Annotated in this window: 24 protein-coding genes and 1 pseudogene; 13 read left to right on the plus strand and 12 right to left on the minus strand. The window is 70.4% G+C overall.

Features of this window, described 5'->3' with window-relative positions:
- Nucleotides 1-96: 96 nt before the first annotated feature.
- From ACWCRD_RS11225 to ACWCRD_RS11245, 5 genes are all read right to left on the minus strand, one after another.
- Complete coding sequence (locus tag ACWCRD_RS11225) at nt 97-858, minus strand: succinate dehydrogenase iron-sulfur subunit (protein WP_145879711.1); 762 nt, start codon at nt 856-858, stop codon at nt 97-99.
- Nucleotides 858-2,612 carry a succinate dehydrogenase flavoprotein subunit gene (gene sdhA / locus ACWCRD_RS11230; RefSeq protein WP_450965595.1) on the minus strand — a complete coding sequence of 585 codons (1,755 nt, stop codon included), beginning with the start codon at nt 2,610-2,612 and terminating at the stop codon, nt 858-860. Before sdhA ends, ACWCRD_RS11225 begins: the two co-directional genes overlap by 1 nt.
- Nucleotides 2,613-2,634: 22 nt before the next feature.
- The gene (locus ACWCRD_RS11235) at nt 2,635-3,117 is read right to left on the minus strand and encodes a succinate dehydrogenase hydrophobic membrane anchor subunit (RefSeq protein ID WP_398956904.1); all 483 of its coding nucleotides are present in this window, start codon (nt 3,115-3,117) and stop codon (nt 2,635-2,637) included.
- Between the two features lie 5 nt (nt 3,118-3,122).
- Nucleotides 3,123-3,503 (minus strand): succinate dehydrogenase, cytochrome b556 subunit, encoded by a 381-nt coding sequence (gene sdhC / locus ACWCRD_RS11240; RefSeq protein WP_115906317.1) that lies wholly within the window; start codon nt 3,501-3,503, stop codon nt 3,123-3,125.
- 191 nt (nt 3,504-3,694) lie between these two features.
- On the minus strand, nt 3,695-4,213 hold the full coding sequence (locus tag ACWCRD_RS11245) for a 2-oxo-4-hydroxy-4-carboxy-5-ureidoimidazoline decarboxylase (RefSeq protein ID WP_450965596.1): 519 nt from the start codon (nt 4,211-4,213) through the stop codon (nt 3,695-3,697).
- 218 nt (nt 4,214-4,431) lie between these two features.
- On the opposite strand from ACWCRD_RS11245, the gene ACWCRD_RS11250 reads away from it, so the two are divergent.
- The 3 genes from ACWCRD_RS11250 to ACWCRD_RS11260 all read left to right on the plus strand — a co-directional run bounded on the left by ACWCRD_RS11250 (nt 4,432) and on the right by ACWCRD_RS11260 (nt 7,306).
- A complete protein-coding gene (locus ACWCRD_RS11250; RefSeq protein WP_450965830.1) occupies nt 4,432-6,042 on the plus strand; it encodes a beta-N-acetylhexosaminidase in 1,611 nt (536 codons plus the stop codon).
- Between the two features lie 106 nt (nt 6,043-6,148).
- Complete coding sequence (locus ACWCRD_RS11255; RefSeq protein WP_450965831.1) at nt 6,149-6,652, plus strand: hypothetical protein; 504 nt, start codon at nt 6,149-6,151, stop codon at nt 6,650-6,652.
- 96 nt (nt 6,653-6,748) lie between these two features.
- Entirely contained in the window at nt 6,749-7,306 is a 558-nt protein-coding gene (locus ACWCRD_RS11260) for a hypothetical protein (protein WP_450965597.1), read from the plus strand.
- 262 nt (nt 7,307-7,568) lie between these two features.
- Here ACWCRD_RS11260 and ACWCRD_RS11265 read toward each other — a convergent pair whose 3' ends face one another.
- A complete protein-coding gene (locus ACWCRD_RS11265) occupies nt 7,569-8,063 on the minus strand; it encodes a DUF1877 family protein (protein WP_450965598.1) in 495 nt (164 codons plus the stop codon).
- Between the two features lie 167 nt (nt 8,064-8,230).
- Between ACWCRD_RS11265 and ACWCRD_RS11270 the strand changes: the two genes are divergently transcribed.
- The gene (locus ACWCRD_RS11270; RefSeq protein ID WP_344404504.1) at nt 8,231-8,623 is read left to right on the plus strand and encodes a hypothetical protein; all 393 of its coding nucleotides are present in this window, start codon (nt 8,231-8,233) and stop codon (nt 8,621-8,623) included.
- Nucleotides 8,624-8,673: 50 nt separating this feature from the next.
- On the opposite strand, the pseudogene ACWCRD_RS11275 reads toward ACWCRD_RS11270, so the two are convergent.
- Nucleotides 8,674-9,144: pseudogene (locus ACWCRD_RS11275) on the minus strand (N-acetylmuramoyl-L-alanine amidase); the annotation flags it as partial.
- Nucleotides 9,145-9,393: 249 nt separating this feature from the next.
- Here ACWCRD_RS11275 and ACWCRD_RS11280 point away from each other — a divergent pair.
- The 6 genes from ACWCRD_RS11280 (at nt 9,394) to ACWCRD_RS11305 (ending at nt 13,641) form a co-directional block, all read left to right on the plus strand.
- Nucleotides 9,394-9,834: a hypothetical protein gene (locus ACWCRD_RS11280; RefSeq protein WP_450965599.1), complete on the plus strand. Its 441-nt coding sequence runs from the start codon at nt 9,394-9,396 to the stop codon at nt 9,832-9,834.
- 168 nt (nt 9,835-10,002) lie between these two features.
- Nucleotides 10,003-10,620 carry an RNA polymerase sigma factor gene (locus ACWCRD_RS11285; RefSeq protein WP_450965600.1) on the plus strand — a complete coding sequence of 206 codons (618 nt, stop codon included), beginning with the start codon at nt 10,003-10,005 and terminating at the stop codon, nt 10,618-10,620.
- Complete coding sequence (locus tag ACWCRD_RS11290; protein ID WP_450965601.1) at nt 10,617-10,742, plus strand: hypothetical protein; 126 nt, start codon at nt 10,617-10,619, stop codon at nt 10,740-10,742. Before ACWCRD_RS11285 ends, ACWCRD_RS11290 begins: the two co-directional genes overlap by 4 nt.
- A complete protein-coding gene (locus ACWCRD_RS11295) occupies nt 10,735-11,520 on the plus strand; it encodes a hypothetical protein (protein ID WP_450965602.1) in 786 nt (261 codons plus the stop codon). The genes ACWCRD_RS11290 and ACWCRD_RS11295 overlap by 8 nt, the downstream gene beginning before the upstream one ends.
- 382 nt (nt 11,521-11,902) lie before the next feature.
- Entirely contained in the window at nt 11,903-12,565 is a 663-nt protein-coding gene (locus ACWCRD_RS11300) for an RNA polymerase sigma factor (protein ID WP_266959333.1), read from the plus strand.
- Nucleotides 12,565-13,641 (plus strand): hypothetical protein, encoded by a 1,077-nt coding sequence (locus ACWCRD_RS11305; RefSeq protein WP_450965603.1) that lies wholly within the window; start codon nt 12,565-12,567, stop codon nt 13,639-13,641. The genes ACWCRD_RS11300 and ACWCRD_RS11305 overlap by 1 nt, the downstream gene beginning before the upstream one ends.
- A gap of 209 nt (nt 13,642-13,850) precedes the next feature.
- On the opposite strand, the gene ACWCRD_RS11310 is transcribed toward ACWCRD_RS11305, so the two are convergent.
- On the minus strand, nt 13,851-14,675 hold the full coding sequence (locus tag ACWCRD_RS11310) for a L,D-transpeptidase family protein (RefSeq protein WP_450965604.1): 825 nt from the start codon (nt 14,673-14,675) through the stop codon (nt 13,851-13,853).
- Between the two features lie 241 nt (nt 14,676-14,916).
- Between ACWCRD_RS11310 and ACWCRD_RS11315 the strand changes: the two genes are divergently transcribed.
- On the plus strand, nt 14,917-16,515 hold the full coding sequence (locus ACWCRD_RS11315; RefSeq protein WP_450965605.1) for an acyl-CoA mutase large subunit family protein: 1,599 nt from the start codon (nt 14,917-14,919) through the stop codon (nt 16,513-16,515).
- A gap of 258 nt (nt 16,516-16,773) precedes the next feature.
- Here the strand turns inward: ACWCRD_RS11315 and ACWCRD_RS11320 are convergent, their stop codons facing one another.
- From ACWCRD_RS11320 to ACWCRD_RS11335, 4 genes are all read right to left on the minus strand, one after another.
- A complete protein-coding gene (locus ACWCRD_RS11320) occupies nt 16,774-17,169 on the minus strand; it encodes a hypothetical protein (protein WP_450965606.1) in 396 nt (131 codons plus the stop codon).
- Between the two features lie 4 nt (nt 17,170-17,173).
- A complete protein-coding gene (locus tag ACWCRD_RS11325) occupies nt 17,174-18,298 on the minus strand; it encodes an acyltransferase family protein (protein ID WP_450965607.1) in 1,125 nt (374 codons plus the stop codon).
- Nucleotides 18,299-18,516: 218 nt separating this feature from the next.
- A complete protein-coding gene (locus ACWCRD_RS11330) occupies nt 18,517-19,857 on the minus strand; it encodes an alpha-2,8-polysialyltransferase family protein (protein ID WP_450965608.1) in 1,341 nt (446 codons plus the stop codon).
- A complete protein-coding gene (locus ACWCRD_RS11335; protein ID WP_450965609.1) occupies nt 19,857-20,843 on the minus strand; it encodes a glycosyltransferase family 2 protein in 987 nt (328 codons plus the stop codon). Before ACWCRD_RS11335 ends, ACWCRD_RS11330 begins: the two co-directional genes overlap by 1 nt.
- Nucleotides 20,844-21,040: 197 nt before the next feature.
- Between ACWCRD_RS11335 and ACWCRD_RS11340 the strand changes: the two genes are divergently transcribed.
- A complete protein-coding gene (locus ACWCRD_RS11340; protein WP_450965610.1) occupies nt 21,041-22,426 on the plus strand; it encodes a DUF6716 putative glycosyltransferase in 1,386 nt (461 codons plus the stop codon).
- Nucleotides 22,427-22,722: 296 nt separating this feature from the next.
- Complete coding sequence (locus ACWCRD_RS11345) at nt 22,723-23,988, plus strand: cytidylyltransferase domain-containing protein (RefSeq protein ID WP_450965611.1); 1,266 nt, start codon at nt 22,723-22,725, stop codon at nt 23,986-23,988.
- Nucleotides 23,989-23,997: the final 9 nt, after the last annotated feature.

Here is a 23,997-nt window from a genome sequence, read left to right on the forward strand (position 1 = left end):
AATCGGGCTGTTGGAGCAGCGACTCATATTGCCAGCAGGGCCGTTCCCCCCGCCACCGGGAGGAACGGCCCTGGTACTGCCGGCTGTGACGAAACGTCAGAAGCGGCGCGTGATCAGCGCCCGCTTCACTTCCTGGATCGCCTTCGTGACCTCGATACCGCGCGGGCAGGCGTCCGTGCAGTTGAAGGTCGTGCGGCAGCGCCACACGCCGTCGCGGTCGTTGAGGATCTCCAGGCGCTGTTCGCCGGCCTCGTCACGCGAGTCGAAGATGAAGCGGTGCGCGTTGACGATGGCGGCCGGACCGAAGTACTGGCCGTCGTTCCAGAAGACCGGGCAGGACGAGGTGCACGCGGCGCACAGGATGCACTTCGTGGTGTCGTCGAAGCGCTCGCGGTCCTCGGCGCTCTGCAGCCGCTCACGCGTGGGCTCGTTCGTGTCCTTCGTGATGAGGAAGGGCATGACGTCCCGGTACGCCTGGAAGAACGGCTCCATGTCGACCACGAGGTCCTTGAGGACCGTGAGGCCCTTGATGGGCTCGACCGTGATCGGCTTCTCGGGGTTGATGTCCTTGATGAGGGTCTTGCAGGCAAGACGGTTCTTGCCGTTGATCCTCATCGCGTCCGAGCCGCAGATGCCGTGGGCGCAGGAGCGGCGGAAGGTCAGCGTGCCGTCGACGTCCCACTTGATCTTGTGGAGGCCGTCGAGGACGCGCTCCTTGGGGTCGATCTCCAGCTGGAAGTCTTCCCAGGTCGCCTCGGCCGAGACCTCCGGGTTGAACCGGCGGACGCGGAAGGTGACGGTGATGTAAGGGGACGCGGCGGACTCCGCCTCCACCTTGTCCAGAACGGGGGTTGCCATCAGTACTTACGCTCCATCGGCTGGTAGCGGGTCTGGACGACCGGCTTGTAGTCGAGACGGATGGACTCGGTGCCGTCGTCGCCCACCTCGCGGTACGCCATGGTGTGGCGCATGAAGTTGACGTCGTCGCGGTTCGGGTAGTCCTCGCGGTAGTGACCGCCGCGGGACTCCTTGCGGGCCAGCGCCGACACCGCCATGACCTCGGCCAGGTCGAGCAGGTTGCCCAGCTCGACGGCCTCGAGCAGGTCGGTGTTGAACCGCTTGCCCTTGTCCTGGATCGCGACGTTCTTGTAGCGCTCGCGCAGCTCGGCGATCTTCTCGACCGCGGTCTTGATCGTCTGCTCGGTGCGGAACACCATGACGTTCGCGTCCATGGTCTCCTGCAGCTCGCGGCGCAGGACCGCCACGCGCTCGGTGCCGGTAGACGTACGCAGGCGCTCGATCTGCTCGACGACCAGGGACGCCGGGTCCTCGGGCAGCTCGACGTAGTCGGCCGTCTGCGAGTACTCCGCCGCCGCGATGCCGGCCCGCTTGCCGAACACGTTGATGTCCAGCAGCGAGTTGGTGCCGAGGCGGTTGGCGCCGTGCACCGAAACACAGGCGACCTCGCCGGCCGCGTACAGGCCCGGGACGACCGTCGTGTTGTCGCTGAGGACCTCACCCTCGACGTTCGTCGGGATGCCGCCCATGGCGTAGTGCGCGGTGGGCTGGATCGGGATCGGGTCCGTGTAGGGCTCGATACCGAGGTACGTCCGCGCGAACTCGGTGATGTCGGGCAGCTTGGCGTCCAGCTGCTCCGGCGGCAGGTGCGTCAGGTCCAGGTACACGTGGTCGCCCTCGGGACCGCAGCCGCGGCCCTCGCGGATCTCCGTGTAGATGGAGCGGGAGACGACGTCACGGGACGCGAGGTCCTTCATGACCGGCGCGTACTTCTCCATGAAGCGCTCGCCGTCCTTGTTGCGGAGGATGCCGCCCTCACCGCGGGCGCCCTCCGTCAGCAGGATGCCCATGCGCCAGATGCCGGTCGGGTGGAACTGGAAGAACTCCATGTCCTCCAGCGGGATGCCCCGCCGGTACACCGCCGCCTGACCGTCACCGGTCAGCGTGTGCGCGTTCGACGTCACCTTGAAGAACTTGCCGCAGCCGCCGGACGCGTAGATCACGGCCTTCGCCTGGAAGACGTGGATCTCGCCGGTCGCCAGCTCGTACGCCACGACACCGGCCGACTTCTTGACGCCGTCGACCTCGGTGATCAGCTGGTCGAGGACGTAGAACTCGTTGAAGAACTCCACGCCCTCCTTCACGCAGTTCTGGTACAGCGTCTGGAGGATCATGTGGCCGGTGCGGTCGGCCGCGTAGCAGGACCGGCGGACCGGGGCCTCGCCGTGGTTGCGGCTGTGACCGCCGAAGCGGCGCTGGTCGATCGTGCCGTTCGGGGTGCGGTTGAACGGCAGGCCCATCTTCTCCAGGTCGAGGACCGAGTCGATGGCCTCCTTCGCCAGGATCTCGGCGGCGTCCTGGTCGACCAGGTAGTCACCGCCCTTGACCGTGTCGAAGGTGTGCCACTCCCAGTTGTCCTCCTCCACGTTGGCGAGCGCGGCGGCCATGCCGCCCTGCGCGGCGCCCGTGTGGGAGCGGGTGGGGTAGAGCTTGGTCAGCACGGCGGTGCGGCTGCGCTTGGTGGACTCGATGGCCGCGCGCATGCCCGCGCCACCGGCGCCGACGATGACGGTGTCGTACTTGTGGATCTTCATGGTGGTTGCCTCAGCCCCGTGCCTAGCGGATGTTCGGGTCGAAGGTGAAGATCACCAGCGTGCCCAGCAGGATGGTGAACACCGTGGCGGTGTAGAGCAGGCCCTTGAGCCACAGCCGGGTGTTCGCGCGCTCCGCGTAGTCGTTGATGACCGTGCGCAGGCCGTTGGCGCCGTGCAGCATCGCGAGCCACAGCATCAGCAGGTCCCAGACCTGCCAGAACGGGCTCGCCCAGCGGCCCGCCACGAAGGCGAAGCCGATCTTGGACACGCCGCCGTCCAGCACGAGCTGGATCAGCAGGTGGCCGAGGACCAGGACGACGAGCACGATGCCGGACAGGCGCATGAAGAGCCAGGCGGCCATCTCGAAGTTGCCCCGGGTCGACTTCGGGGTCTTCTTGGTGCGCTTGCGCGGGGCCTCGATGAGGGGCGCCGGGTTGTCCACGTTGTAGAGCGAGCCGCCCTCGACGGGGCCGATCCCGGACGCGGTGGTTTCAGTGGTGGCCATCGGTGTCAGCTCCCGAACAGTTCACGAGCGGCGTGACCGAGGACGGGGTAGATCGCCCCGAGCATCAGCACGACCCACAGGCCTACGACGGACCAGAGCATCTGCTTCTGGTAGCGCGGGCCCTTCGACCAGAAGTCGACGGCGATGACGCGCAGGCCGTTCAGTGCGTGGAAGAGGATGGCGGCGACGAGGCCGTACTCCAGGCACGCGACGATCGGGGTCTTGTACGTGGCTACGACCTTGTCGTAGTCCTCGGGTGAGACACGGACGAGAGCGGTGTCCAGCACGTGAACGAACAGGAAGAAGAAGATGAGGACGCCGGTGACTCGGTGAGCCACCCAGGACCACATTCCTTCCCGGCCGCGGTACAGCGTTCCAGCCGGCACGGAAGTCCCTCCGGGAGCGGGGATTGGGGCCGCGCCGGCTTTGCCTGTCGGTCGGGCCCGGCCGGGTACGGTCCACCGGCCCCCAGCATGGTAGCCAGCCGCCGGCTTGGCGCTTACAGGGGGCCTACCGGTGTGATCAATGTGGCACGCGTTTGGGTTAGCGTTTGCGGCTTCTGGAACGGGCTGTCCTGTTATTTACGGCCCACGCCCCCGAAGAACCTGACCAGCCGCCCTCTTGTCAGCCGCCGGAGTTCCTCTGCCGCCACCACCCGTTCTTCCTCCGGATCGTTTGCCAAACGTGACCGGATGCCTGCCAGCGCATGGTCCAGGGCCTCGTTCGGGGGCAAGTCGTCCAGGCAGATCACGAAGGCGTGGCCGAACTTCGCCTCGTATGCCGCGTGGGCCGCACTCAGGGCCGTATAGGCGATTGCGTACGTTTCGTCCGGAAGTGTCGGCAGTGTCTCGGCTGCCAAGGCCTCGGACAGATCCGCCGGGCTCAGGTCGTACGCCGCCTCGTCCGATGCGGCGAGTAGGGAGTCGATGTCCGGGTACGGGCGGTGGTCTGCCACCCGGTGGGCCCAGCGGAGGCTGCGGAGGCATTCCAGGAGGAGGTTGCGGGCCTCTTCCTCGGGCGCGATGTTGAAGGCGTCCAGGATGCTGGGCAGCGTCGGTATGGCGGCGACTCGGCCAGGAAGGTGTGTGGGCGTCACGTGTGTTTCGGCAGAGGATGCTGTGAGAGCTGCGAAGGATGTGGTCTTACGTTATCGAGATGGGGCGTGCGGTGTCCGACGGATGCCCGAATTTCACCCGCAAGAGAGAGTTTCGGAACGCGTGGTGGACGCGTCATGTTGTCCATGGGCTTTAGGTTGACGCTGTGAGCCAGCACAGGCGCCGGTCTCCGGCGCAGAACGTGAAGCAGCAGCGGCGCATGATCATCGCGGGCGCGATCGCCGGGACCGTCGCGCTCGGGATCGGCCTGGGGTTCTGGGCCTCCGGCGACGACAGCGGGCCTGCCGGGTCCGCGCAGCGGCAGTCGCCGTCCGACGGCAGATCCGGCGCGGCGGCCAGCGCCTCGGGCGGCGGGAGTCCGGCGCCGCGCCCGACCCGTTCGTACGCCCTGTCGAAGGCTCCCCAGACCATCCCCGCCGTGCGCTCCCACACCGCGGCGCGGGGGCCCGGCTGGCGTCCGGCGCGTGGTGAGCGGGTCGTCGTGAACGATGCCGATCTGGCCGACGAGGGGCGTCTGATCGCCGGTGAGCTGGGGCTGACGTACGCGGGTGAGAAGGACGACGTGCAGGCCGGGGACGTACGGCTGGCACTGGGCGACGGCGACGGGGCGAACCCGGAGTCGTATGCGATGACCGTGCGCGGTGGCCGGGTCAACATCAGCGGGCCGTCGGATGCCGGTGTGTTCTACGGCACGCGGACGCTCAAGCAGGAGGTGCACGGCGGCGGTACGGCGCCCGAGGGCATCGTGCGGGACCAGCCGGCCAAGGCGGTGCGCGGGTTCATGCTGGACATCGCGCGCAAGCACTTCACCGCAGGCTGGATCGAGGACCGGGTGCGGGAGCTCGGGGACCTGAAGTTCAACCAGCTGGGGCTGCACTTCTCCGACGACCAGGGGTTCCGGATCCAGTCCGACACGCACCCCGAGATCGTCTCGCAGCAGCATCTGACGAAGGCCGAGGTGAAGCAGATCGTCGATCTCGCCGCGAGCCGGCACATCACCGTGGTGCCCGAGATCGACTCGCCCGGGCATCTGGGGGCCGTCATCGCCGCTCACCCCGATCTGCAGCTGCGCAATGTCCAGGGCGTGGCGGCGAAGGGGGCCGTCGACATCTCCAAGCCGGCCGCAGCCAAGATCGTCGACGATCTGCTCAACGAGTACGCCGGCCTCTTCCCCGGCAACCAGTGGAATCTCGGCGGTGACGAGTACCTGGCCCTGATGGTGTCCAACCCGGCCGCCTCCTATCCGCAGCTGGCCGCCGCCGCGGTGAACAAGTACGGGCCCGGTGCCACCGTCTCCGATCTGACCACCGGGTGGCTCAACGACCGGGCCGGCACGATCCGGGCCCACGGCCGGACCATGCGGGTGTGGAACGACGGGTTCTTCCGCGGGACGTCCGTGCAGCCCGCCAAGGATCTGCAGGTCGCGTACTGGACGGGCAAGGAGATCGGCGCGCGGCAGCCGGTGGAGTATCTGAGCGCGGGGCGGAAGCTGATCAACTACAACGACGAGTTCCTGTACTACGTCCTCGGGCAGCCCAACAACTTCGTCTACCCGACCGGGCAGCGGATCTACGAGCAGTGGACGCCGCGCGTGGTGCGCGGCACGCAGGCGGTGCCGCCGCAGTACGACGGGCAGATTCTCGGCGGGTCCTTCGCCGTGTGGTGCGACCTGTCGAACTCCCAGACGCAGGACCAGGTGGCGGCCGGGATCCGGATGCCGCTGCGGGCGACGGTGCAGAAGCTGTGGGATCCGGGGCAGCCGGGGCTGTCGTGGACCCAGTTCAAGGCGCTGGCCGGTCGGCTGGGCTGAGCGCCGCCCGGCCGGCAGGGTCTCTTGGCCCATACAGCTGCGAACTGTCGTACGACTGTGGTGTATTCGGCGCGAGCCGAAGGTGACGCAGCCGTGGGGGGCCGGGATGGGCTACTGGGGGTATTTCGTCGTGGGCCGCAGCGAGCGGCCGCTTGCTGAGCTCGACGCGCTCGCCGGGGCGCAGGGCATGCTGCAGCGGTCGTCGGCGGCCGGTGGCTGGCAGGTGTGGGAGTACCCGAGCGGGGACGGCGAGGTCGGGAACATGAACGTCCTCGCCGCCGAGACCGGGGCGCCCGCGCTCTTCGGGTACGTCATGGACAGCGCCTCGGTCGTGGTGGAGGCGGCGGCGCCCGAGAGCGGGGCGTGGACCACGTGTCTCGCGCGGGCCGCGATGGCCGGGTATCTCGGCGCGGCCGGCGAGGGGCTCACGATCGAGGACTACTTCCTGGAGCCGCGGGACGCGGCCGGCCGGGCGGTCGCGTGGGCCGCCGAGGCGGGGCACGACGTGGACACCGGGCCGTTGCTGGACGTACTGACCGCCGACGCCGATCCCTTGGCCGAAAACCTCTTTTTCCAGTTGCTCGACCGGCTCGGTGTGGTACGGCTGTGACACTCCCGGGCCGTCGCACGCAGTAAGGGGAAGTGCGGGCTCCGTAAGGGAAGAGCCCTGCTGGGCCCGGTACGGGACCCGCAGAAGGAGGCGTGGATGAGCCTGGTGGAACTGATCGCTCAGGCCGACGACCGCGGACTGGCCGCCAGCGGGTTGGCTTGTTTGGATCGGTGCGTGCCGCTGCTCGGCGGTGACGACGAGATCCTGCGGCCGCTGTGGGCCAGCCTCGCGGACTCCGGTGACGTCGGTGACTGGGGTGAGCGGCTGGAGCAGGCGCGCGGGAGGCTCGGCGGTGCCGAGGGGCCGGGCGAGGGCGAGGCGGCGCTGCTGGCCCGCCGGATGCTGGAGGCTGCGCCGGTGGAGCGGTCGGGGGCGCAGGTGCGGGTGTGGGCGGACGCGTGCTCGGTCGCTGCGCTGCAGATTCATCGGATGCTGGATCCGCTGGAGGACGAGGCGTCCTCCGTCGACTCCCGTCGGGAGGGGCGTACGGAGGGGATGTCGCCGCTTGTCGCCGCGGAGTTGCGGCGACAGGTCGCCGTACTTGAGTTGCTTGCCGGGCATGGGGTGGGCGGGCTGCGGCGGGCGCTGGAGGTGTCGGTCGAGGGGCGGCGGGTTCTGCAGGCCGTGGTGTCTCGTCGGGCGCGGCGGGGATAGGGCGGTTGGGGGGTGTGTTGGGCGGGTGCGGGTGCGTCGTGGCTGGTCGCGCAGTTCCCCGCGCCCCTACAAGCCGCTGCCGGCACCCCTGGGGAAAGCAGCCCGGCGCCACCGGAGAGCCCGCTGTCGGCGCTCCTCGGTAAGGCATCCTGCCGCTACCGGAGAGGCCGCTTCCCGCGGCCCTCGGGGAAGCCGCTCCCGGCACCCTGGGGGAAGCCGCTGCCGCGTCCCAGGGAAGGCAATCGTGCCCCACGGCGGGAAATCAGCGCAGCAGGCACTTGACCACCGCGTCGCCGTACTCGGCCGTCTGCTGGTAGAAGGCCGTCAGGTCGCGGTGGGTCGAGGTGATGAGGGTGTGGGTTTCTTGTTCGGTGGCGGGGCCGCCGTAGCGCGGGAGGAGGTGGTCGCGGGCCTGGTGCCAGAGGGGCTCGATGTCGGTCGAGGTGAGGAAAGCCGCCACCCGGGCCGCCTGAGCCGCGGTCAGCAGGAGAAACGGTGGGGCTTCGGGGGCGTGGTGGGGGACCGGACGGCCGCCGAGGACCACGTGGGTGCGGGGGCCCTCCCCGGCGCGGTGCGGGGGTGCGCCCGCGTAGAGGGTGTCGTGGTCGACGTAGTGGTGGTCCAGCATCTCCTCCCGGTGGCGGTCGATCCGTCGGCGCACGGTGTCCCAGTCGTCCTCGAACAGCCGTTGCAGCCAGGGCGCGCTGTTGCGCAGGGCCGAGGGCGGCACCGCGCGGAGATGGAAGTACGGGCTCATCAGTGAGAGGAGCGCACGGAAGGGGCGAAGCGTCACTCCCGGGCAAAACTCGCACCTGAGGGAGTCCTGTGACCGTCCTGCGGCGGCAGTGGGGCGGTACTGCGCCGGTATCGGGAACTCCCCGTAAATCGCGTGACGGATGGCCCGCCGACCCCGCTCCTGTCTATGTGACTACCTTCCACGAGACCAGGCCGAGCGCGGCGACCAAGCCCGTGCGGTGGGCGGCGGACGCGGTCGCGGCCATGCGCGAGGGCGCCCGGCTGCGCCTCGACTACTCGGCGCAGAGCCTGTGGCGCGTCGACCGGATGATCGAGGGGATACGGCAGGAAGGGGCGCCGTACGCCGCAGTGGAGAGCGTGTTGCGCGGTTTCGGGGCGTACGCCGGTGAAGTGATCGTCCGTCAGGTGGGCGCCGAATGGTGGGCGACCGGCGGCGACCACTGGATACGCACTCCCGACGGCCGGATGTGGGACCCCTTCGACGAGGCCCGGCGCTGCTGGCACGGGGACGGTTCGCTGCGGCTGCTGTGCCGGGATGCGACCGACGGCGTCCGAAGGTGACCGCGGCGGGAGAATCGCCGTAATAAGAGACAGGTTCGGGCGCCCACCCCGCGGCTGACCACCCAGGAGGCCGAGCGGCCGGTGAAGGTCCAGGTCAGGCTCGCGCCCTTCGAACCGCTGGAGTACGACTTCCCGCCCAGGTAGCTGGTGGAGGAACGCGCCGTCCAGCTGCCGGACTTGACGGCCGAGGTCTCCTGAAGGATCACCGGTGTGAAGGACGCGGACGACGTACGGGTGTTGCCCGCGTAGTCGTACGCCTTCATCGACCAGGTGCCCGCGGTGCCGGACACGGCGGTGCGGCTGGAGCTGGTGGTGGTCGGGCCGAAGCCGGCCGTCGTCGGGGTCAGCAGGCTGACCGACTTCAGGGCGGCGTTGTCGGTGTTGACCGTGCCGGTGCGCAGGGAGAGCTTCGGCGCGGTGGTGAAGGTCGGCGCGGTCGTCTCCGCGACGACGTTCAGCGCGGCGGTCGTCGTGGTCCTGCCGGACTGGTGCACGGCCCGCACGGCGACTGTGTGGGTGCCAGGACCATGACTGCCACACCTGTCACAGAGCAGGTGGCACTTACACACGGCGCTCGGCTCTGGCCAAACATCACTCGGCGGCCGCCGTGGCCGGCCCGTCCTGACAGGCGGCCCGCCCGCCCTGTTGCGCTTGCTCGTGTGGTGATCGACACGTCTCGGACCGGTGATGCCCGAGGCTCTGCTGCCGCTTCATGAGGCAGGGGAAGCGCTCCGCGTTCTCCCCGGGCCGAGCGAACGAAGAGCCATCTCATGGACGAAGTGGGCGAAGCGCACCCGCGCGTGCCGTGCGCGAGCGACATGCGGGCGTGTGCGGCCGTCTTCGTCTCGCGCGTCACCGCCCGCAACCGGCTGCCGCTGGACTACTCCGAGCGCAGCCTGCGGGTCGTCGACTTCCTGGTCGACGGGTTGCGCAAGGGCGGCGCCGACCTGGAGCGGGCGCGCGGCACGCTCTTCGGGCCGGGGGCGTACGTCGGTGAGGTGCTCGTGCGTCGTGCGGGGGCCGTATGGGTGGACTTCGACGCCCACCAGCACGGCTACTTCGGCCAGCCGGTCGGCGTGCGGATGCCGGACGGGCGGGTCTGGAACCCTCTCGGGAAGGTCGTCAACCGCTTCGAGGCGGGCGGCCCCGAGGACTCCCTCCAGCTCTTCTGTCTGAAGCTGCACGGGCGGGCGAAGCGAACCACCGCATGAGGGCGTTCAGCGCTGCGGCACATGCTGCACAGCGGTGACATCCGACCGGCGGTGACACTTCCGTGACGCCTGACGCAGAGGGTCGTGAAGGCGCGCGCACGGACCGAGGTGACGCGCGGCGCGGGCTCGGCAGAGCCACCTTCGCACTCGTACGAACGAGGACAGTTGTTGCGCCAGGGACGCGAACCCCGCCCCGTGCAGCCGTACGACGGGGAGCTGGGCGCGGCCGTCGCGCGGGCCCAGGAGGGCGACGAGGCCGCCTTCGCGGTCGCGTACCGGATCGTGCAGCCCGGCCTGCTCGGCTATCTGCGCGGGATCGTCGGCGACGACGCCGAGGACGTCGCGTCCGACGCCTGGCTGGAGATCGCCCGGGACCTCAGGCGCTTCAAGGGCGACGGGGCGGGCTTCCGCGGCTGGACCGCGACCATCGCCCGGCACCGCGCCCTGGACCATCTGCGCCGGCAGAAGGTGCGGCCCCGCTCGTCGGCGCTGGAACAGGACGTACTGGAGCTGCCCGGTACCCACAGCACCTACGACCAGGCGCTGGAGGCGCTCTCCACGGAGCGCGCCCTGGAGCTGGTACGCAGTCTGCCCCGCGACCAGGCCGAGGCCGTGCTGCTGCGCATCGTCGTCGGCCTCGACGGCCCCGCGGCGGCCCGCGTCCTCGGCAAGCGCCCCGGCGCCGTGCGCACGGCCGCGCACCGGGGGCTGAAGCGCCTCGCGGACCGGCTGGGCGCCCCAGGTGTGACGAATGAGGATCCCCGGACGCTGGGGGAGTCGAAATGAACGTCGACGGCGAAACGAACGTCAACGACGGAATGAACATCAACGACGCGATGAACGTCAACGACGGCAGGGGCGGCCGCGAGGGCCGGCCGTCGGACACGGATGGATACGGACATGGGTGAACGGCAGAGCGACGGCAGTGCCCCCGGCGGCCGTCGGCGCGTACACCCCGGCGGGCCCCTGTCGGGCACCGAGGACTGGGCTGCCGGACCCGTACTGGAGGGCCTGCTCGCCGACGCGATGTGCGCGGGTGCACTCGACGCCGACGCCGAGCAGCGGGCCGTCGCCGCGTTCCGGGCCGCCCGCGACGCCGGGGCGCTACGCGCGCGGACCCGGCGCCGCGACGACTGGCGCCCGCGCGAGCACGGCCGGGCCCGCCGCTCCCTGCGGGCCACCCTGACGCTGGCCCTGGCCGGACTCACCATGGGCGGTGTCGCCTTCGCGGCGATCGGCTCGGTCGGCGGCTCCTCGCACGACGACGGGCAGGCGGCCCGGCAGCGGCGGCACGCTCCGGTCGTGCCCTCCGCGACGGCCTCCGGCACGCCCGGTGCCGCCGCCACCCCGGACCGTCCGGACACGGCGAAGGACACCGAGGCGCACTGCCGGGCGTACGAGAAGAAGGCCGACGGCAACGGCCATGCGCTGGACTCGACGGCCTGGCAGCGGCTGATCGCGGCCGCGGGCGGCGAGGCGAATGTCACTGCCTACTGCGCCGAGCGGCTGGGGCAGTCGACGGCCACCCCCAAGCCGGGCAAGGACGACAGGACCGCCAAGGCCGAGAACACCGCGAAGGCCGGCGACAAGGGCAAGGCCGATGACTCCGGCAAGGCCGATGACTCCAGCAAGTCCGGGAAGCCGGACAAGAGCGCCGGCAAGGCGAGCGGCAAGAGCGGCAACTGACCACCGGCTGAAGGCCCGAGCGGCGGGAACAGCCGGCTCGGCATGCCCCGGCACGGCCCTCACGCCCCGACGTCCGCAGTCGGGAGCAGCAACCGAAGCAACGGCCGGGGCCGCCACCCCCCACAGGAGAGGCCCCGGCCGTCGCGCGGTCGGGCCGCGCGGCGGCCCGTACTCTCTACAGCGCCGAGAGTGCGGTTTTTGTCACACCCCGGGTACGGGGAGCCCCTCCGCAAGGTGGTTGCATGGGGTACGGACATGGACGAGCGGCGGTTTCAGGTCGTAACGTGCCTTTCGCGCCGGGCGCGGAAGACGAACGACCATCGCAGACCATCGCAACGATCGGCGGCCTCGACGCCGCGACCATCGAACGAGGAACCATCGGGTGCTGGGGGACGACGCGGAGCTGACCGCCGCGGTGCTTGCGGCACAGGACGGGAACGAGACCGCGTTCCGGACTGTGTACCGGGCCGTGCATCCGCGGCTGCTCGGGTACGTCCGCACGCTCGTCGGCGATCCGGACGCCGAGGACGTGGCGTCCGAGGCCTGGCTGCAGATCGCCCGTGATCTGGACCGGTTCAGCGGCGACGCGGACCGCTTCCGCGGCTGGGCCGCCCGGATAGCCCGCAACCGTGCGCTGGACCACATACGGATGCGTGGCCGCCGCCCGGCGATCGGCGGCGACGAAACGGAACTGACCGGCAGGGCCGCCGAGTCCGACACCGCGGGCGAGGCCATGGAGTCCCTGGCCACCGACCACACCCTCTCGCTGATCGCCCGGCTGCCGCAGGACCAGGCCGAGGCCGTCGTGCTGCGCGTGGTCGTGGGCCTGGACGCCAAGACCGCCGCCGAGACCCTCGGCAAGCGCCCGGGTGCCGTACGCACTGCGGCGCACCGCGGTCTGAAGCGGCTCGCGGAACTGCTCGGCGAGGATCCGGAATCGAGCGTCGGCCTGGACGGGCTGCCGCTCCAGAGGGAACCGCGCGGCCGCGCGGTGACGTCCGCGAGTGTGACGCAAAGCGTTGCGCGGACGCAGAAGGACATGTGATGGCCGACGAGCGCTGTGCCTTTCCGGAGGATTCGGAGTCCGCCGGCGGCTCCGCCACGGGCCCGAGCCCCGACCGGTGGCTGGATCGCGAAACAGCGGAGCTCCTGCTGCGCGGAGAGTCACTCGAAAGTGTCGACGCCGCCTCCCGCGACCAGGCCGAACGGCTCGCGAAGACCCTCGACGGGCTGATCGTCGAGGCCCCGCTGAGCAGCGCCGAACTCCCCGGCGAGGCCGCCGCGCTGGCCGCCTTCCGAGCGGCCCGCTCCGGCGCGCTGCCCGAGCAGGCCGCCGCCGGCCGGCACCGTTCCCGCTTCCGGACCTCCGACGCCGGGCTCGTCCGCATCGGCGGTTCCGCCGCGGTCCCACGGCGCTCCCGCTGGGGACGGCCCGCGCGCTTCGGGCTGACGGCGGTACTGGCCGCCGGCATGGTCGGCGGTGTCGCGTTCGCGGCGACGTCCGGAGTGCTTCCGACGCCGTTCGACCACGACGAGCCCGGCCCCGTCGCCTCCGTCTCGGTGGGCGCGAGCCCCGACCGCCCGCTGGTGTCGCCCTCGCAGAACAGCGCCCTGGGCGACACCACCCCCGACGGCTCCAGCGCCCCTTCCACGCGCTCCACGACCCCGCACGGCTCGACCGGCGGTGGCTCCTCGGCCAAGCCCGGCTCCGGCTCCGACGACGGACAGGCCGCCGGCGGCGGCTGGTGGCTGGGCGCCCCGGCGGCCTGCCGCGACATGCGCGACGGCAAGGAACTCACCGCCGACCGCAGGCGGGCCCTGGAGGGTGCGGCGGGCGGTTCCGGAGCGGCCCGCGTCTGGAAGTACTGCAAGAACGTCCTCGCCGGCACCGACGGCGCGTCCCGCGGCGGCGACGACAAGGGCGGGGACGGCAAGGGCAAGGGCGGACAGGGCGGCCACCACGGCAAGGGCGGCGACCAGGGGGATCAGGGTGGTGACGGCGACGGCCACCACATAGCCCCCGGCCCCACCGTCGTACCGTCCCCCCTCCCGCCGTTTCTGCCGAGGCAGCTGGTGACGACACTGCCCCCGTCCCCGAAGCCGACGTACAGCGCGCTCTGACCTGCGGTTTTGCGGCTCGCAAAATTTTCTTCGGCCCGCCAGTAACGTTTTCGGCCCCACCCGCGCAGTACTGAGTGAGCCGACTGGTCATCGGCCGTCGCACAGAGCCGGGGTTCCCCCCGTACCCACGGCTCGTGCATCGGCGCGGGCGGGACACGTTCCCCCGGTTCCGCCCGCGCCCCACTCATTTCTCTCCCCGGCTCCGGGGCTCACCGGTACACGACGACCTTGTCGCCGTCGTTCACCTGCGCGTACAGATCCGCGATCGCCGACTCGTCCCGGACGTTGACGCAGCCGTGCGAGGCGCCGGCGTAACCGCGGGCCGCGAAGTCGTACGAGTAGTGCACGGCCTGGCCGCCGCTGAAGAACATCGCGTACGGCATGGACGAGTCGTAGAGCGTCGACCAGTGGTGGCGGGACTTCCAGTACACGTGGAAGACGCCCTCGCGGGTGGGCGTGCCGGTCGCGCCGAAGCGGACCGACATCGTCGACACCGTCCGCCCGTCGATCATCCAGCGCAGGGTGCGGCTCGTCTTGTCGATGCACAGCACCCGCCCGGTCAGACACCGCGGATCCGCAGGACCCGCGGGCTGACCGCCCATCAGATACAGCTCCCACTTCCCCGGCTCGTGCGTCATCTTCAGCAGCCGCTGCCAGGTCGCGGTGTCCGTCTGCCCGGTCGTGGGCAGCCCGCGCTTGCCCTGGAAGCCCTTCACGGCCTCCTCGGTCAGGTCGTCGTACGTCCCGGTCGGACCGTCGTAGAGCCAGGCGACCTGACGCAGCCGGGCCTGGAGTTCACGCACGTCGTCCCCGGAGTCGCCGCGGGACCACAGCACGGCGGGACCGGCCGTCGAGGGCGAAGCGCCCGGCTTGTCGCCGGAGCCGGAGCCGGAGTGGGAGTTGCCGGTGGGGGTGCTGCTCGGCAGCTGTATGTGGACGGGCGAGTGACCCTTGCCGTCCGTGCCCTGCACGGTGCAGCCGCACACGGTTGCCAGCGCCGCGAGTACCGCCGCAGCGGCGGTCGATCTCCCCATGCCCGTCATATGCACAGCGCCCCCCGTCGTCTCACCGATGCAACCGACACCCCCGCGGGTCATCGATATGCTGCCCGCGGATGACTGGTTGCGAACGGCGGGGCATGGTTGTGACGGAGACCGCAAAACCGCTGTGAGGAAGCTCCCAGCGTGCTCCCCTCCACCGACTGCACGCACCCCGCTACAGTCCGCAGGAGGGTCGGTCCGTACTGGCCAGTAACTCAGCGGGAGGCATCACACCATGGCGCGCGAGTCGGGCAGTGCTCGATCTACTGAGAGTGGACTGCCCATCGAACCGGTCTACGGGCCTGAGGACCTTGCGGGCTGGGACCCGGCCGAGAAGCTGGGCGAGCCCGGCAGGTACCCCTTCACCCGCGGTGTCTACCCGTCGATGTACACGGGCCGCCCCTGGACCATGCGCCAGTACGCCGGTTTCGGCACGGCGGTGGAGTCCAACGCCCGCTACAAGCAGCTCATCGCCAACGGCACCATGGGCCTGTCGGTCGCCTTCGACCTGCCGACCCAGATGGGCCACGACTCCGACGCCCCCATCGCGCACGGCGAGGTCGGCAAGGTCGGCGTGGCGATCGACTCCGTCGAGGACATGCGGGTGCTGTTCGGCGGGATCCCGCTGGACAAGGTCTCGACGTCGATGACGATCAACGCTCCGGCGGCCCTGCTGCTGCTCATGTACCAGCTGGTCGGCGAGGAGCAGGGCGTGCCGGCCTCCCAGCTCACCGGCACGATCCAGAACGACGTGCTGAAGGAGTACATCGCGCGGGGCACGTACATCTTCCCGCCGAAGCCCTCCCTGCGGCTGATCGCCGACATCTTCAAGTACTGCAAGGCCGAGATCCCGAAGTGGAACACGATCTCGATCTCCGGCTACCACATGGCCGAGGCGGGCGCCTCCCCCGCGCAGGAGATCGCCTTCACCCTGGCCGACGGCATCGAGTACGTCCGCACGGCGGTCGCCGCCGGCATGGACGTCGACGACTTCGCGCCCCGGCTCTCCTTCTTCTTCGTGGCCCGTACGACGATCCTCGAAGAGGTCGCCAAGTTCCGTGCCGCCAGGCGCATTTGGGCCCGCGTGATGAAGGAGGAGTTCGGCGCGAAGAACCCGAAGTCGCTGATGCTGCGCTTCCACACCCAGACCGCGGGCGTCCAGCTGACGGCCCAGCAGCCGGAGGTGAACCTGGTCCGCGTCGCCGTCCAGGGACTGGCCGCGGTCCTCGGCGGCACCCAGTCGCTGCACACGAACTCCTTCGACGAGGCGATCGCGCTGCCCACGGACAAGAGCGCCCGCCTCGCCCTGCGCACCCAGCAGGTGCTGGCCTACGAGACCGACGTGACGGCGACCGTCGACCCCTTCGCGGGTTCCTACGTCATCGAGAAGATGACGGACGACGTGGAGGCCGCCGCCGTCGAGCTGATGGCCAAGGTGGAGGAGCTGGGCGGCGCGGTCAACGCGATCGAGCACGGCTTCCAGAAGTCCGAGATCGAGCGCAGCGCCTACCGCATCGCCCAGGAGACCGACTCCGGCGAGCGGGTCGTGGTCGGCGTCAACCGCTTCCAGCTCGACGAGGAGGAGCCCTACGAGCCGCTCCGTGTCGACCCGGCCATCGAGGCCCAGCAGGCGGAACGCCTGGCGAAACTGCGCGCCGAGCGTGACCAGCCGGCGGTCGACGCGGCCCTGGCGGCTCTGAAGAAGGCGGCCGAGGGCGAGGACAACGTCCTCTACCCGATGAAGGACGCGCTGCGGGCGCGGGCGACGGTGGGCGAGGTGTGCAACGCGTTGCGGGAGGTCTGGGGGACTTATGTCCCCTCGGACGCGTTCTAGCGCGCTTAAGGGGCGCGGGGCTGTATCGGGGTGCGGCTCCGGCCGCGGGGCCGCGATGTGCTGTCGATCGTCTGCGGCGGCGTCGTGGCTGGTCGCTCCCCGCGCACCTTCAGGGCCCTGCCGGATCCGCGCGGGCACCGCCCGACCTGCTCAGCGGAGGCCGAGTCCGATGACGTAGGCTGATCGTCGAGGGGGGCGGGGCGCGGTACGGCGCCGGCTGAGCGGCGCGGTCCGGCGTTCCTCCGCCGCCGGACCGGTTCACTTCGCCAGGAAGAACGCCAGGAAGATCATGCCGATGACGGACACGAGCACCGCCCATCGGTAGCGCGCCGGATACTCGTATTTCTCCCGCCGGACCCCCCGGTCCAACTCCTCTCTGACGGTCCGGAAGAGCTTGCGAGACGGGAACAGGCCCATGGCGAGGCCGGTCCAGGAGAAGGAGTACAAGACCAGCATCTGCCGTGCGTTCCAGTGTTCTGGCTGGAGGCTGCCCACCAGAACCATGCCGAGGCAGCAGACGACGGACGCGGCCAGGAAGACCACCGTCCCTTTGCGTGGTGGGCGCATCCACCGGTCGACCGCGAGACAGAGGAGGAAGGTGGCGAAGGCCGCCATCAGGATCAACCAGCCGAGGGGGAGCTGCGCGAGCATCATTCAGTCAGCGCGGCCCTGACAGTGCCGCCCGCAGTCTCGGCGTCAGCTGCTTCTCGACGTATCGATTCATCAGCCAGGCCAGCAGCAGCATCGACGCGATCGTCAGGGTGAAGGTCGCTGCCGACGGCAGGCCGAGGCCGATGTGCAGGGCGTGGATCACCACCCAGCCCAGGTGTTCGTGCACCAGGTAGAACGGGTACGTCAGCGCCCCGGCCACAGTCAGCCAGCGCCAGTTCGCCCAGTTCAGCCAGCCCAGGGCGATCGCGGCGACCGCGACGAAGCCGAATGCGACGACGAGGACGATGCCGAGCGAGGAGCGGTGGGCGAAGGCGTGCGGGGCCGACGCGTTCCACAGGCCGCGCACCGCGTAGTGCTGCCCGATCAGGAAGCTCACGGCCACGATGCCCCAGGCGTAGACGTCGCGCCGGTCGCGGTGGACGAGGTAGAGCCCGACACCGCCGATGAAGAAGGGCGCGTACTCGGGTATCAGCACGATGTCGAGCAGCGGCATCTTCGCTCCCTGCGCGATCGCCGCCGCCAGCGTCCAGCCCGCGCAGAACAGGATCACGCGGCGACGGCTCGCCCCGGGCAGTACGACGCACAGCGCGAACAGCGCGTAGAAGCGGATCTCCGCCCAGAGCGTCCAGCAGACCCCAAGCACCCGGTCCACGCCCAGCGGTTGCTGAAGCATCGTCAGGTTCACCAGGGCGTCGCTCGGCGACAGGGCCTTGTAGGCGACCATCGGCAGCGCGAACACCGCCGACACGATGAGTATCGCCGCCCAGTAGGCCGGCAGCAGCCGGGAGGCGCGGGAGGCGAAGAAGGACTTAAGGGGCCGGCCCCAGCCACTCATGCAGATCACGAATCCGCTGATCACGAAGAAGACCTGGACACCGAGGCAGCCGTAGGCGAAATAGCCGTGCAGCATGGGGAACTGGTGCTTGGCGGAACTTCCCCAGGCTCTGGTGACCTCGCCGCCGCGTCCGCCGTAGTGATACGCCGCCACCATCAGCGCGGCGATCAGTCGCAGTCCGTCCAGGGCGCGGAGCCGGGTTTCGCGGGGCTGCGTCCGGGCCGCCACTTGGTGCACCGGGGCGTCGGGCACGGGCCGGACGGTCGTGCTGGTCACTGAATTCCCCTCGCTGGGCGTTCACTCTCACGGGTGCCTCACGGCACGTTAGTCCGAATGACAGTGATGCCTTGGCCGGGAAAACCATGATTCGCCGTGTGGTCCCGGTGAGTTCATCTGACCGTCGCCCTGGCTTCTTGCGTTCACTTGGAGTTCCCGTCGGGGAGTGACCGACGGTGGGCCCCCACTCCGGTGGGGGCCCCGGCTCTCCTTGTCTCCTACGGCGCCTGTCGCCCCACGGCCTTCTTCAGCGCCCGTGCCCGGCGGACCACCCGGCGGGCCGTGGAGTTGCGGGGGAGGAACGCCAGGCGCTCCGGGATGCCGCCCGGCAGCCCCAGGGCGGTGAGCCGCTTCCGCCGGAAGTACCGCTTGGTGCGGGCGGACAGATGCTGGGAGAGGTAGCGTTCCGCTGCCGTGCGCAGGGACGGGTAGATCTGCGGCTGCATCGTGTAGCTGAGCGTGTCGAGCAGACCGTCGACCGTGCTCGCGGCCAGTGTCTTCTCACCCTTGCCGCCCTCCAGGTCCGGCAGCAGCGCATCGGCGAGAACCACCGGCACCCGGTTGCTGTTCTGGTACGGCGTGAGCCCGCCCAGCAGCGGTGCCGTACCGATACGGGCGACCGGCAGGCCGTAGAACGCGGACGCCGTGAAGAGAGCCGTGGAGAAGCAGCCCACGACCAGGCCGGGCCGCGACCGCTCGAACAGCACCTCGGCGAGGACGGGCAGGTCCAGGACGGTGAGGTCCACGCCCAGCTTCCCGGCCTCGGTCTCCAGGGCGCGGCTGTAGCGGGCCGGTGCGGTGGGGTGCGGCTTGAAGACGATCGAGCGGTGCCCGCGCTCGACCGCCCCGCGCATCATCCGTACGTGCAGGTCCTCCTCCTCCTCGGGGGAGAGGATGCCCAGCGCGGACAGGTACTGGCCGAGCAGCAGCGCCGAGTTCTCGGGCAGCTCCGGCAGGTCCTGTACGGACGAGGCGAGTTCGCCCATCACCTTCAGGAACGCCTCGGTCGGCACGAGCTCCGCCGGGACGTCGAACTCGGTCAGCAGCCGCGGGGTCAGATCGGGCACCAGGTCCAGGTGGAGCAGCCGCCGCACGCGTGTGCCGACCAGCGGGTCGATCTTGTTGCGGGTGGGGCCGTAGCTCATCAGGCCGTCGGCGTAGACATGCACGGGCGCGTCGGTGAACAGCTGGGCCACCGTCAGCGCCGGGGCGACCTGGATGGACTCCACGACCAGCTCCACCCGGTCGTCGCCGAGGCCCCAGAGCAGCCGCAGATAGCGTTCGAAGAGCGGGATGTCGTCCTGGCGCGGGGTCCAGGCGCCGGGGTGGAAGGGGCTGATGGCCTCGTTCCAGGACAGGATCTCGTCGAAGTGGTCGCGCAGCGGCTCGAAGCCCGGCATCTCGTCGACGGGCGGCGTCGTCTCCGGGGTCGCCGAGTTGTTGAAGACCAGCAGCAGACTGCGGTCCTCGTCCTCGAAGCAGTCCGAGTCCAGCGCGGCGGCCAGAGTGGCGGCGCCGTACAGGGTCGAGACGCAGTAGATGCGGGTGGTACGGGGCATCAGGCAGCCGCCTTCGCTGTCGTGATCCTGCGTCGGAGCCGCCGCAGCTTGGAGGAGCGGTGCAGGTCCATCGTCTCGAGTACGTCGCCGAGCATGTCCTGCGGCAGGCGCTTGATGGCGGCCGCGCTCCGCGCCCGCAGCTCCCGGTACACCGACGGCTCCCACTTGTCCTCGTCGGAGACGTGGTGGGCGATGATCGCGCAGTAGGTGCGCACCGCCTTCGGCAGCAGCCGGTCCGCGTCCGGGTCCTTCGCCGTCTCCTCTATGACCTGGTCGAAGGCGCGGATGAAGTCGAGCTGGCGGACGTCGCCGATCTGCGTCAGGGAGGACGCCACCCCGCGCCGGTAGAAGACGCCGAGCAGGCTCACCACGGCGAACGACTCCGCCTCGCGGTGCAGCTTCCAGATCCAGGGCCGGTCCTCGGCCGTGCGCAGTCCGTCGGTGAAGTGCAGCAGGCCCTGGTCGAGGAGCCGGCGGTGGTAGGCACCCGCCCAGGCGAAGGCGTAGTCCACGGAGGTGGAACGGTCGGCGGGCAGGATCGCCTCGCGCGGGTTCAGTGCCTCCCAGCGGCGCCCGATGGGGACCCTGTTGATGCTGCGTGCGCGGGCGGTGGCCTGTACATGGTCGGTGCGCACGAAGTCGACGCCCAACCCCTCGATGGCCGCGACCAGTTCGGCGAAGTAGCCGGGAGCCAGCCAGTCGTCGCCGTCCAGGAACGTCAGGTACTCGCCCTGCGCCGCGTCCAGGCCGGTGTTGCGGGCGGTGGCGAGTCCCCCGTTCTTCTCATGGCGGATATACCGCACCTGCGCCACATCGGAGAGTTCCTCGGCCGCGCGTTCGAGAATCGCCGGAGTTTCGTCCTTCGAATGGTCGTCGACCAGTACGAACTCGAAATCCCGCTGTGCGTTCAAGCGAAGGCTTTTGAGGGTGTCCGGGGCGTATTGCTGCACGTTGTAGAACGGCACGATCACGGAAAGCTTTGGCACACGAGAAGAGTAAGAGGCAGGTCGGGGGCGTAACTTTCCGGTGCCCGTACAGGGGGTGAACTCAATGTGTCGGAACGGTGCACCACCTGTAGCTCCGGGGATTTCGCGGGCCAGTTCGGCTCTCGGCGGGGTGTTGTTAACTTTTTGTTGAGGTGCGGTTGGGCCGCGCCTCGGAATTGCTTCTTACCGTCTTCGGCGTGCCACCAAGTACCTCGAAGCCCACGCGAATCGCCGTGCTCGCGGACTCCGACACCCGCTGGAAATGGGGTGCGCTGACCGCGGCTCGCATCGCCCCGGGCCCGTCCATGGAAACCGCACCCCGCGAGGACGCGCAAGTCGGTCTCGAACTGAGCGGATTCCTGCTGCGCGGGCGGGCGACGCCCACCGCCCGCCAGCTGGCGGAGGTCGGTGTGCGCGCCGACTCCCTCCGGGAGGTCACGGCCGTCGAGTTCCTGCGCGCGATGGCCGAGGAGGAGTACGACGTCCTCGTCCTCGCCCTCGTCGGCGGTGGCGTACAGGCGATGCTGCACGGCCTGCGGCACGCGTGGGAGGGCCGCGAGCGGCGTCCCGTGGTCGTCACCGGCTATGTCGGCGTCGTCTACGAGAAGCTCGCCGACGGCCTCCTGCTGCGGCACGGCGCGGACCTCGTCCTCGCCAACTCCCGCCAGGACGCGGAGCGTTTCCGTGCGGTGTACGAGGGGGTGGGCGCCGACGCCTCGTCGGTGACCGAGGTGGCACTCCCGTTCCTCGGCGGGGCTGCCTACGAAGGTGAACACGACCCCTCTGCGAAGCAAGGGCGCAGGCCCTACACCGTGGTGTTCGCCGTACAGCCGTCCGTCCCGGACACCCGCAAAGACCGCGTCTACCTCCTCAACCGGCTGATCCAGCACGCCCGGCTGCACCCCGAGCGCGAGGTGCTGCTGAAGCTGCGCTCCAAGCCGGGCGAGCACACCACGCACATCGAGGAACAGCCCTACCAGAAGCTGGTCCAGCGGCTCGATCCGCCGGCCAACTTCCGCCTGGTGTACGGGAACATGGGCGAGGTCCTCGACCGCACCGACCTGCTGGTCACCATCAGCTCGACGGCCGCTCTGGAGTCCCTGCACCGCCGTATCCCGACGGTCGTCCTGACCGACCTCGGCATTCGCGAGGTCCTGGGCAACCACCACTTCGTGGGCTCCGGATGCCTCGCCTCCTGGGACCAGCTGGACGCCGGGCACCGGCCGGTGGCCGACGAGGAGTGGGTGGCCCGGCAGGGCGTCGCGACTGGGGGTCCCCCCTCTGGGGGAGGTTCGTACGAGAGCGCCTTCGACGTGGCGAGGGAACGCATCGCCAAGCTGCTCGCGGCGCCCGAACTGCCCCCGCTCGCCCCGTACTACACGCCGGTGACCGCGCCCGGTTACCTTCCCGGCATCCTCGCCCGCCACCACCTCGGCCCCGACGGCAGCCCGCTACCCGGAGCCCCCGCCCACGACAAGGAGCCGGGCCCGGTCCGCCAGATCGTCCGCCGCGCCGCACGCGGTGCCTATCGGCACGGGGTGCAGCGGGTGGCCCCGGTGATCCGGCGGATGGGAGAGCTGTGAGCGCCGAGAGGACGAACGTGCCCGCACCGACCGCGAACGCCGCGGAAGCGGCCGTCGCGCGAGCGGTGTCCACCGCGAAGAAAGGCGCGCCGCAGCCGGCGGGCGCGCGGGTTGCGGGCACCGCCCACACGGAGGCAGGACAGGGCGTGCCTGCCCGAGCGACCAACCACGAGGGCGCCGCAGACGACCGACGTCCCAGCGCGGCCCCGCGGCCGAGCCGCACATCGGCCCAGCCCGCGGAGCGCCCCGCCGCGTTCGCACCGATTCCTCCGCAAGGAGCCCAAGGAGTGGTCCCCATGTCCAACCCGCAAGCGGGCCAGGGCGCTTCCGTGCGCCGGGTGCTCGCGGTGATTCCCGCGCGCGGCGGCTCCAAGGGTGTGCCCGCGAAGAACCTCGCGCCCGTCGGCGGTGTGCCGCTGGTGGCCCGTGCCGTGCGGGAGTGCCTCGCCACCCGGCTGGTGACGGACGTCGTGGTGTCCACCGACGACCAGGCCATCGCCGCGGCGGCCCGTGAGGCGGGCGCCGAGGTCGTACTGCGGCCCGCGGCCATCGCCGGGGACACGGCCACCTCCGAGGCCGCCGTACTGCACGCCATGGACGCCCATGAGGCCCTGCACGGCGCGGCCGTCGACGTGGTGGTGTTCGTGCAGTGCACCAGCCCGTTCATCATCCGCGAGGACATCGACGGGGTGGCCGGTGCGGTCGTCGAGAACGGCGCGGACACCGCGGTGACCGTGGCCCCCTTCCACGGCTTCATCTGGCGCGATGCCGAGGACGAGGTCACCGGCGGCACGGTCGCCGAGGCTGACGCGGCCACCGGCGGCGGCTACGGCGTCAACCACGACAAGTCGTACCGCCCCCGCCGCCAGGACCGCCCCCAGGACCTCCTGGAGACCGGCGCCGCCTACGCGATGGACGCGGCCGGCTTCCGCAAGCACCAGCACCGCTTCTTCGGCCGTACGGAACTGGTCCGCACGGACCCCGCCCGCGTGCTGGAGATCGACGACCCGCACGACCTCGCGCGGGCCCGCGCGCTGGCCCCGCTGTTCGACGCGGACCGGCCCGGCGCCCTCCCGACCGCCGACGACATCGACGCGGTCGTACTGGACTTCGACGGCACCCAGACCGACGACCGGGTGCTGATCGACGCCGATGGAAAGGAGTTCGTCTCCGTGCACCGCGGGGACGGCCTCGGCATCGCCGCGCTGCGCAAGAGCAGTCTGAAGATGCTGGTCCTCTCCACGGAGCAGAACCCGGTCGTCGCCGCGCGCGCACGCAAGCTGCAGATCCCCGTGCTGCACGGCATCGACCGCAAGGACCTCGCACTGAAGCAGTGGTGCGAGGAGCAGGGCATCGCGCCCGAGCGCGTGCTCTACGTCGGCAACGACGTCAACGACCTCCCGTGCTTCGCCCTCGTGGGCTGGCCCGTGGCGGTCGCGAGCGCCCACGACGTGGTACGCGGCGCCGCCCGTGCGGTCACCACCGTCCCCGGTGGCGACGGCGCGATCCGAGAGATCGCCAGCTGGATCCTCGGCCCCTCTCTCGACTCCCTAAACAAGTAAGGACAGTTC

The organism is Streptomyces sp. NPDC002092 (genome assembly GCF_053593775.1).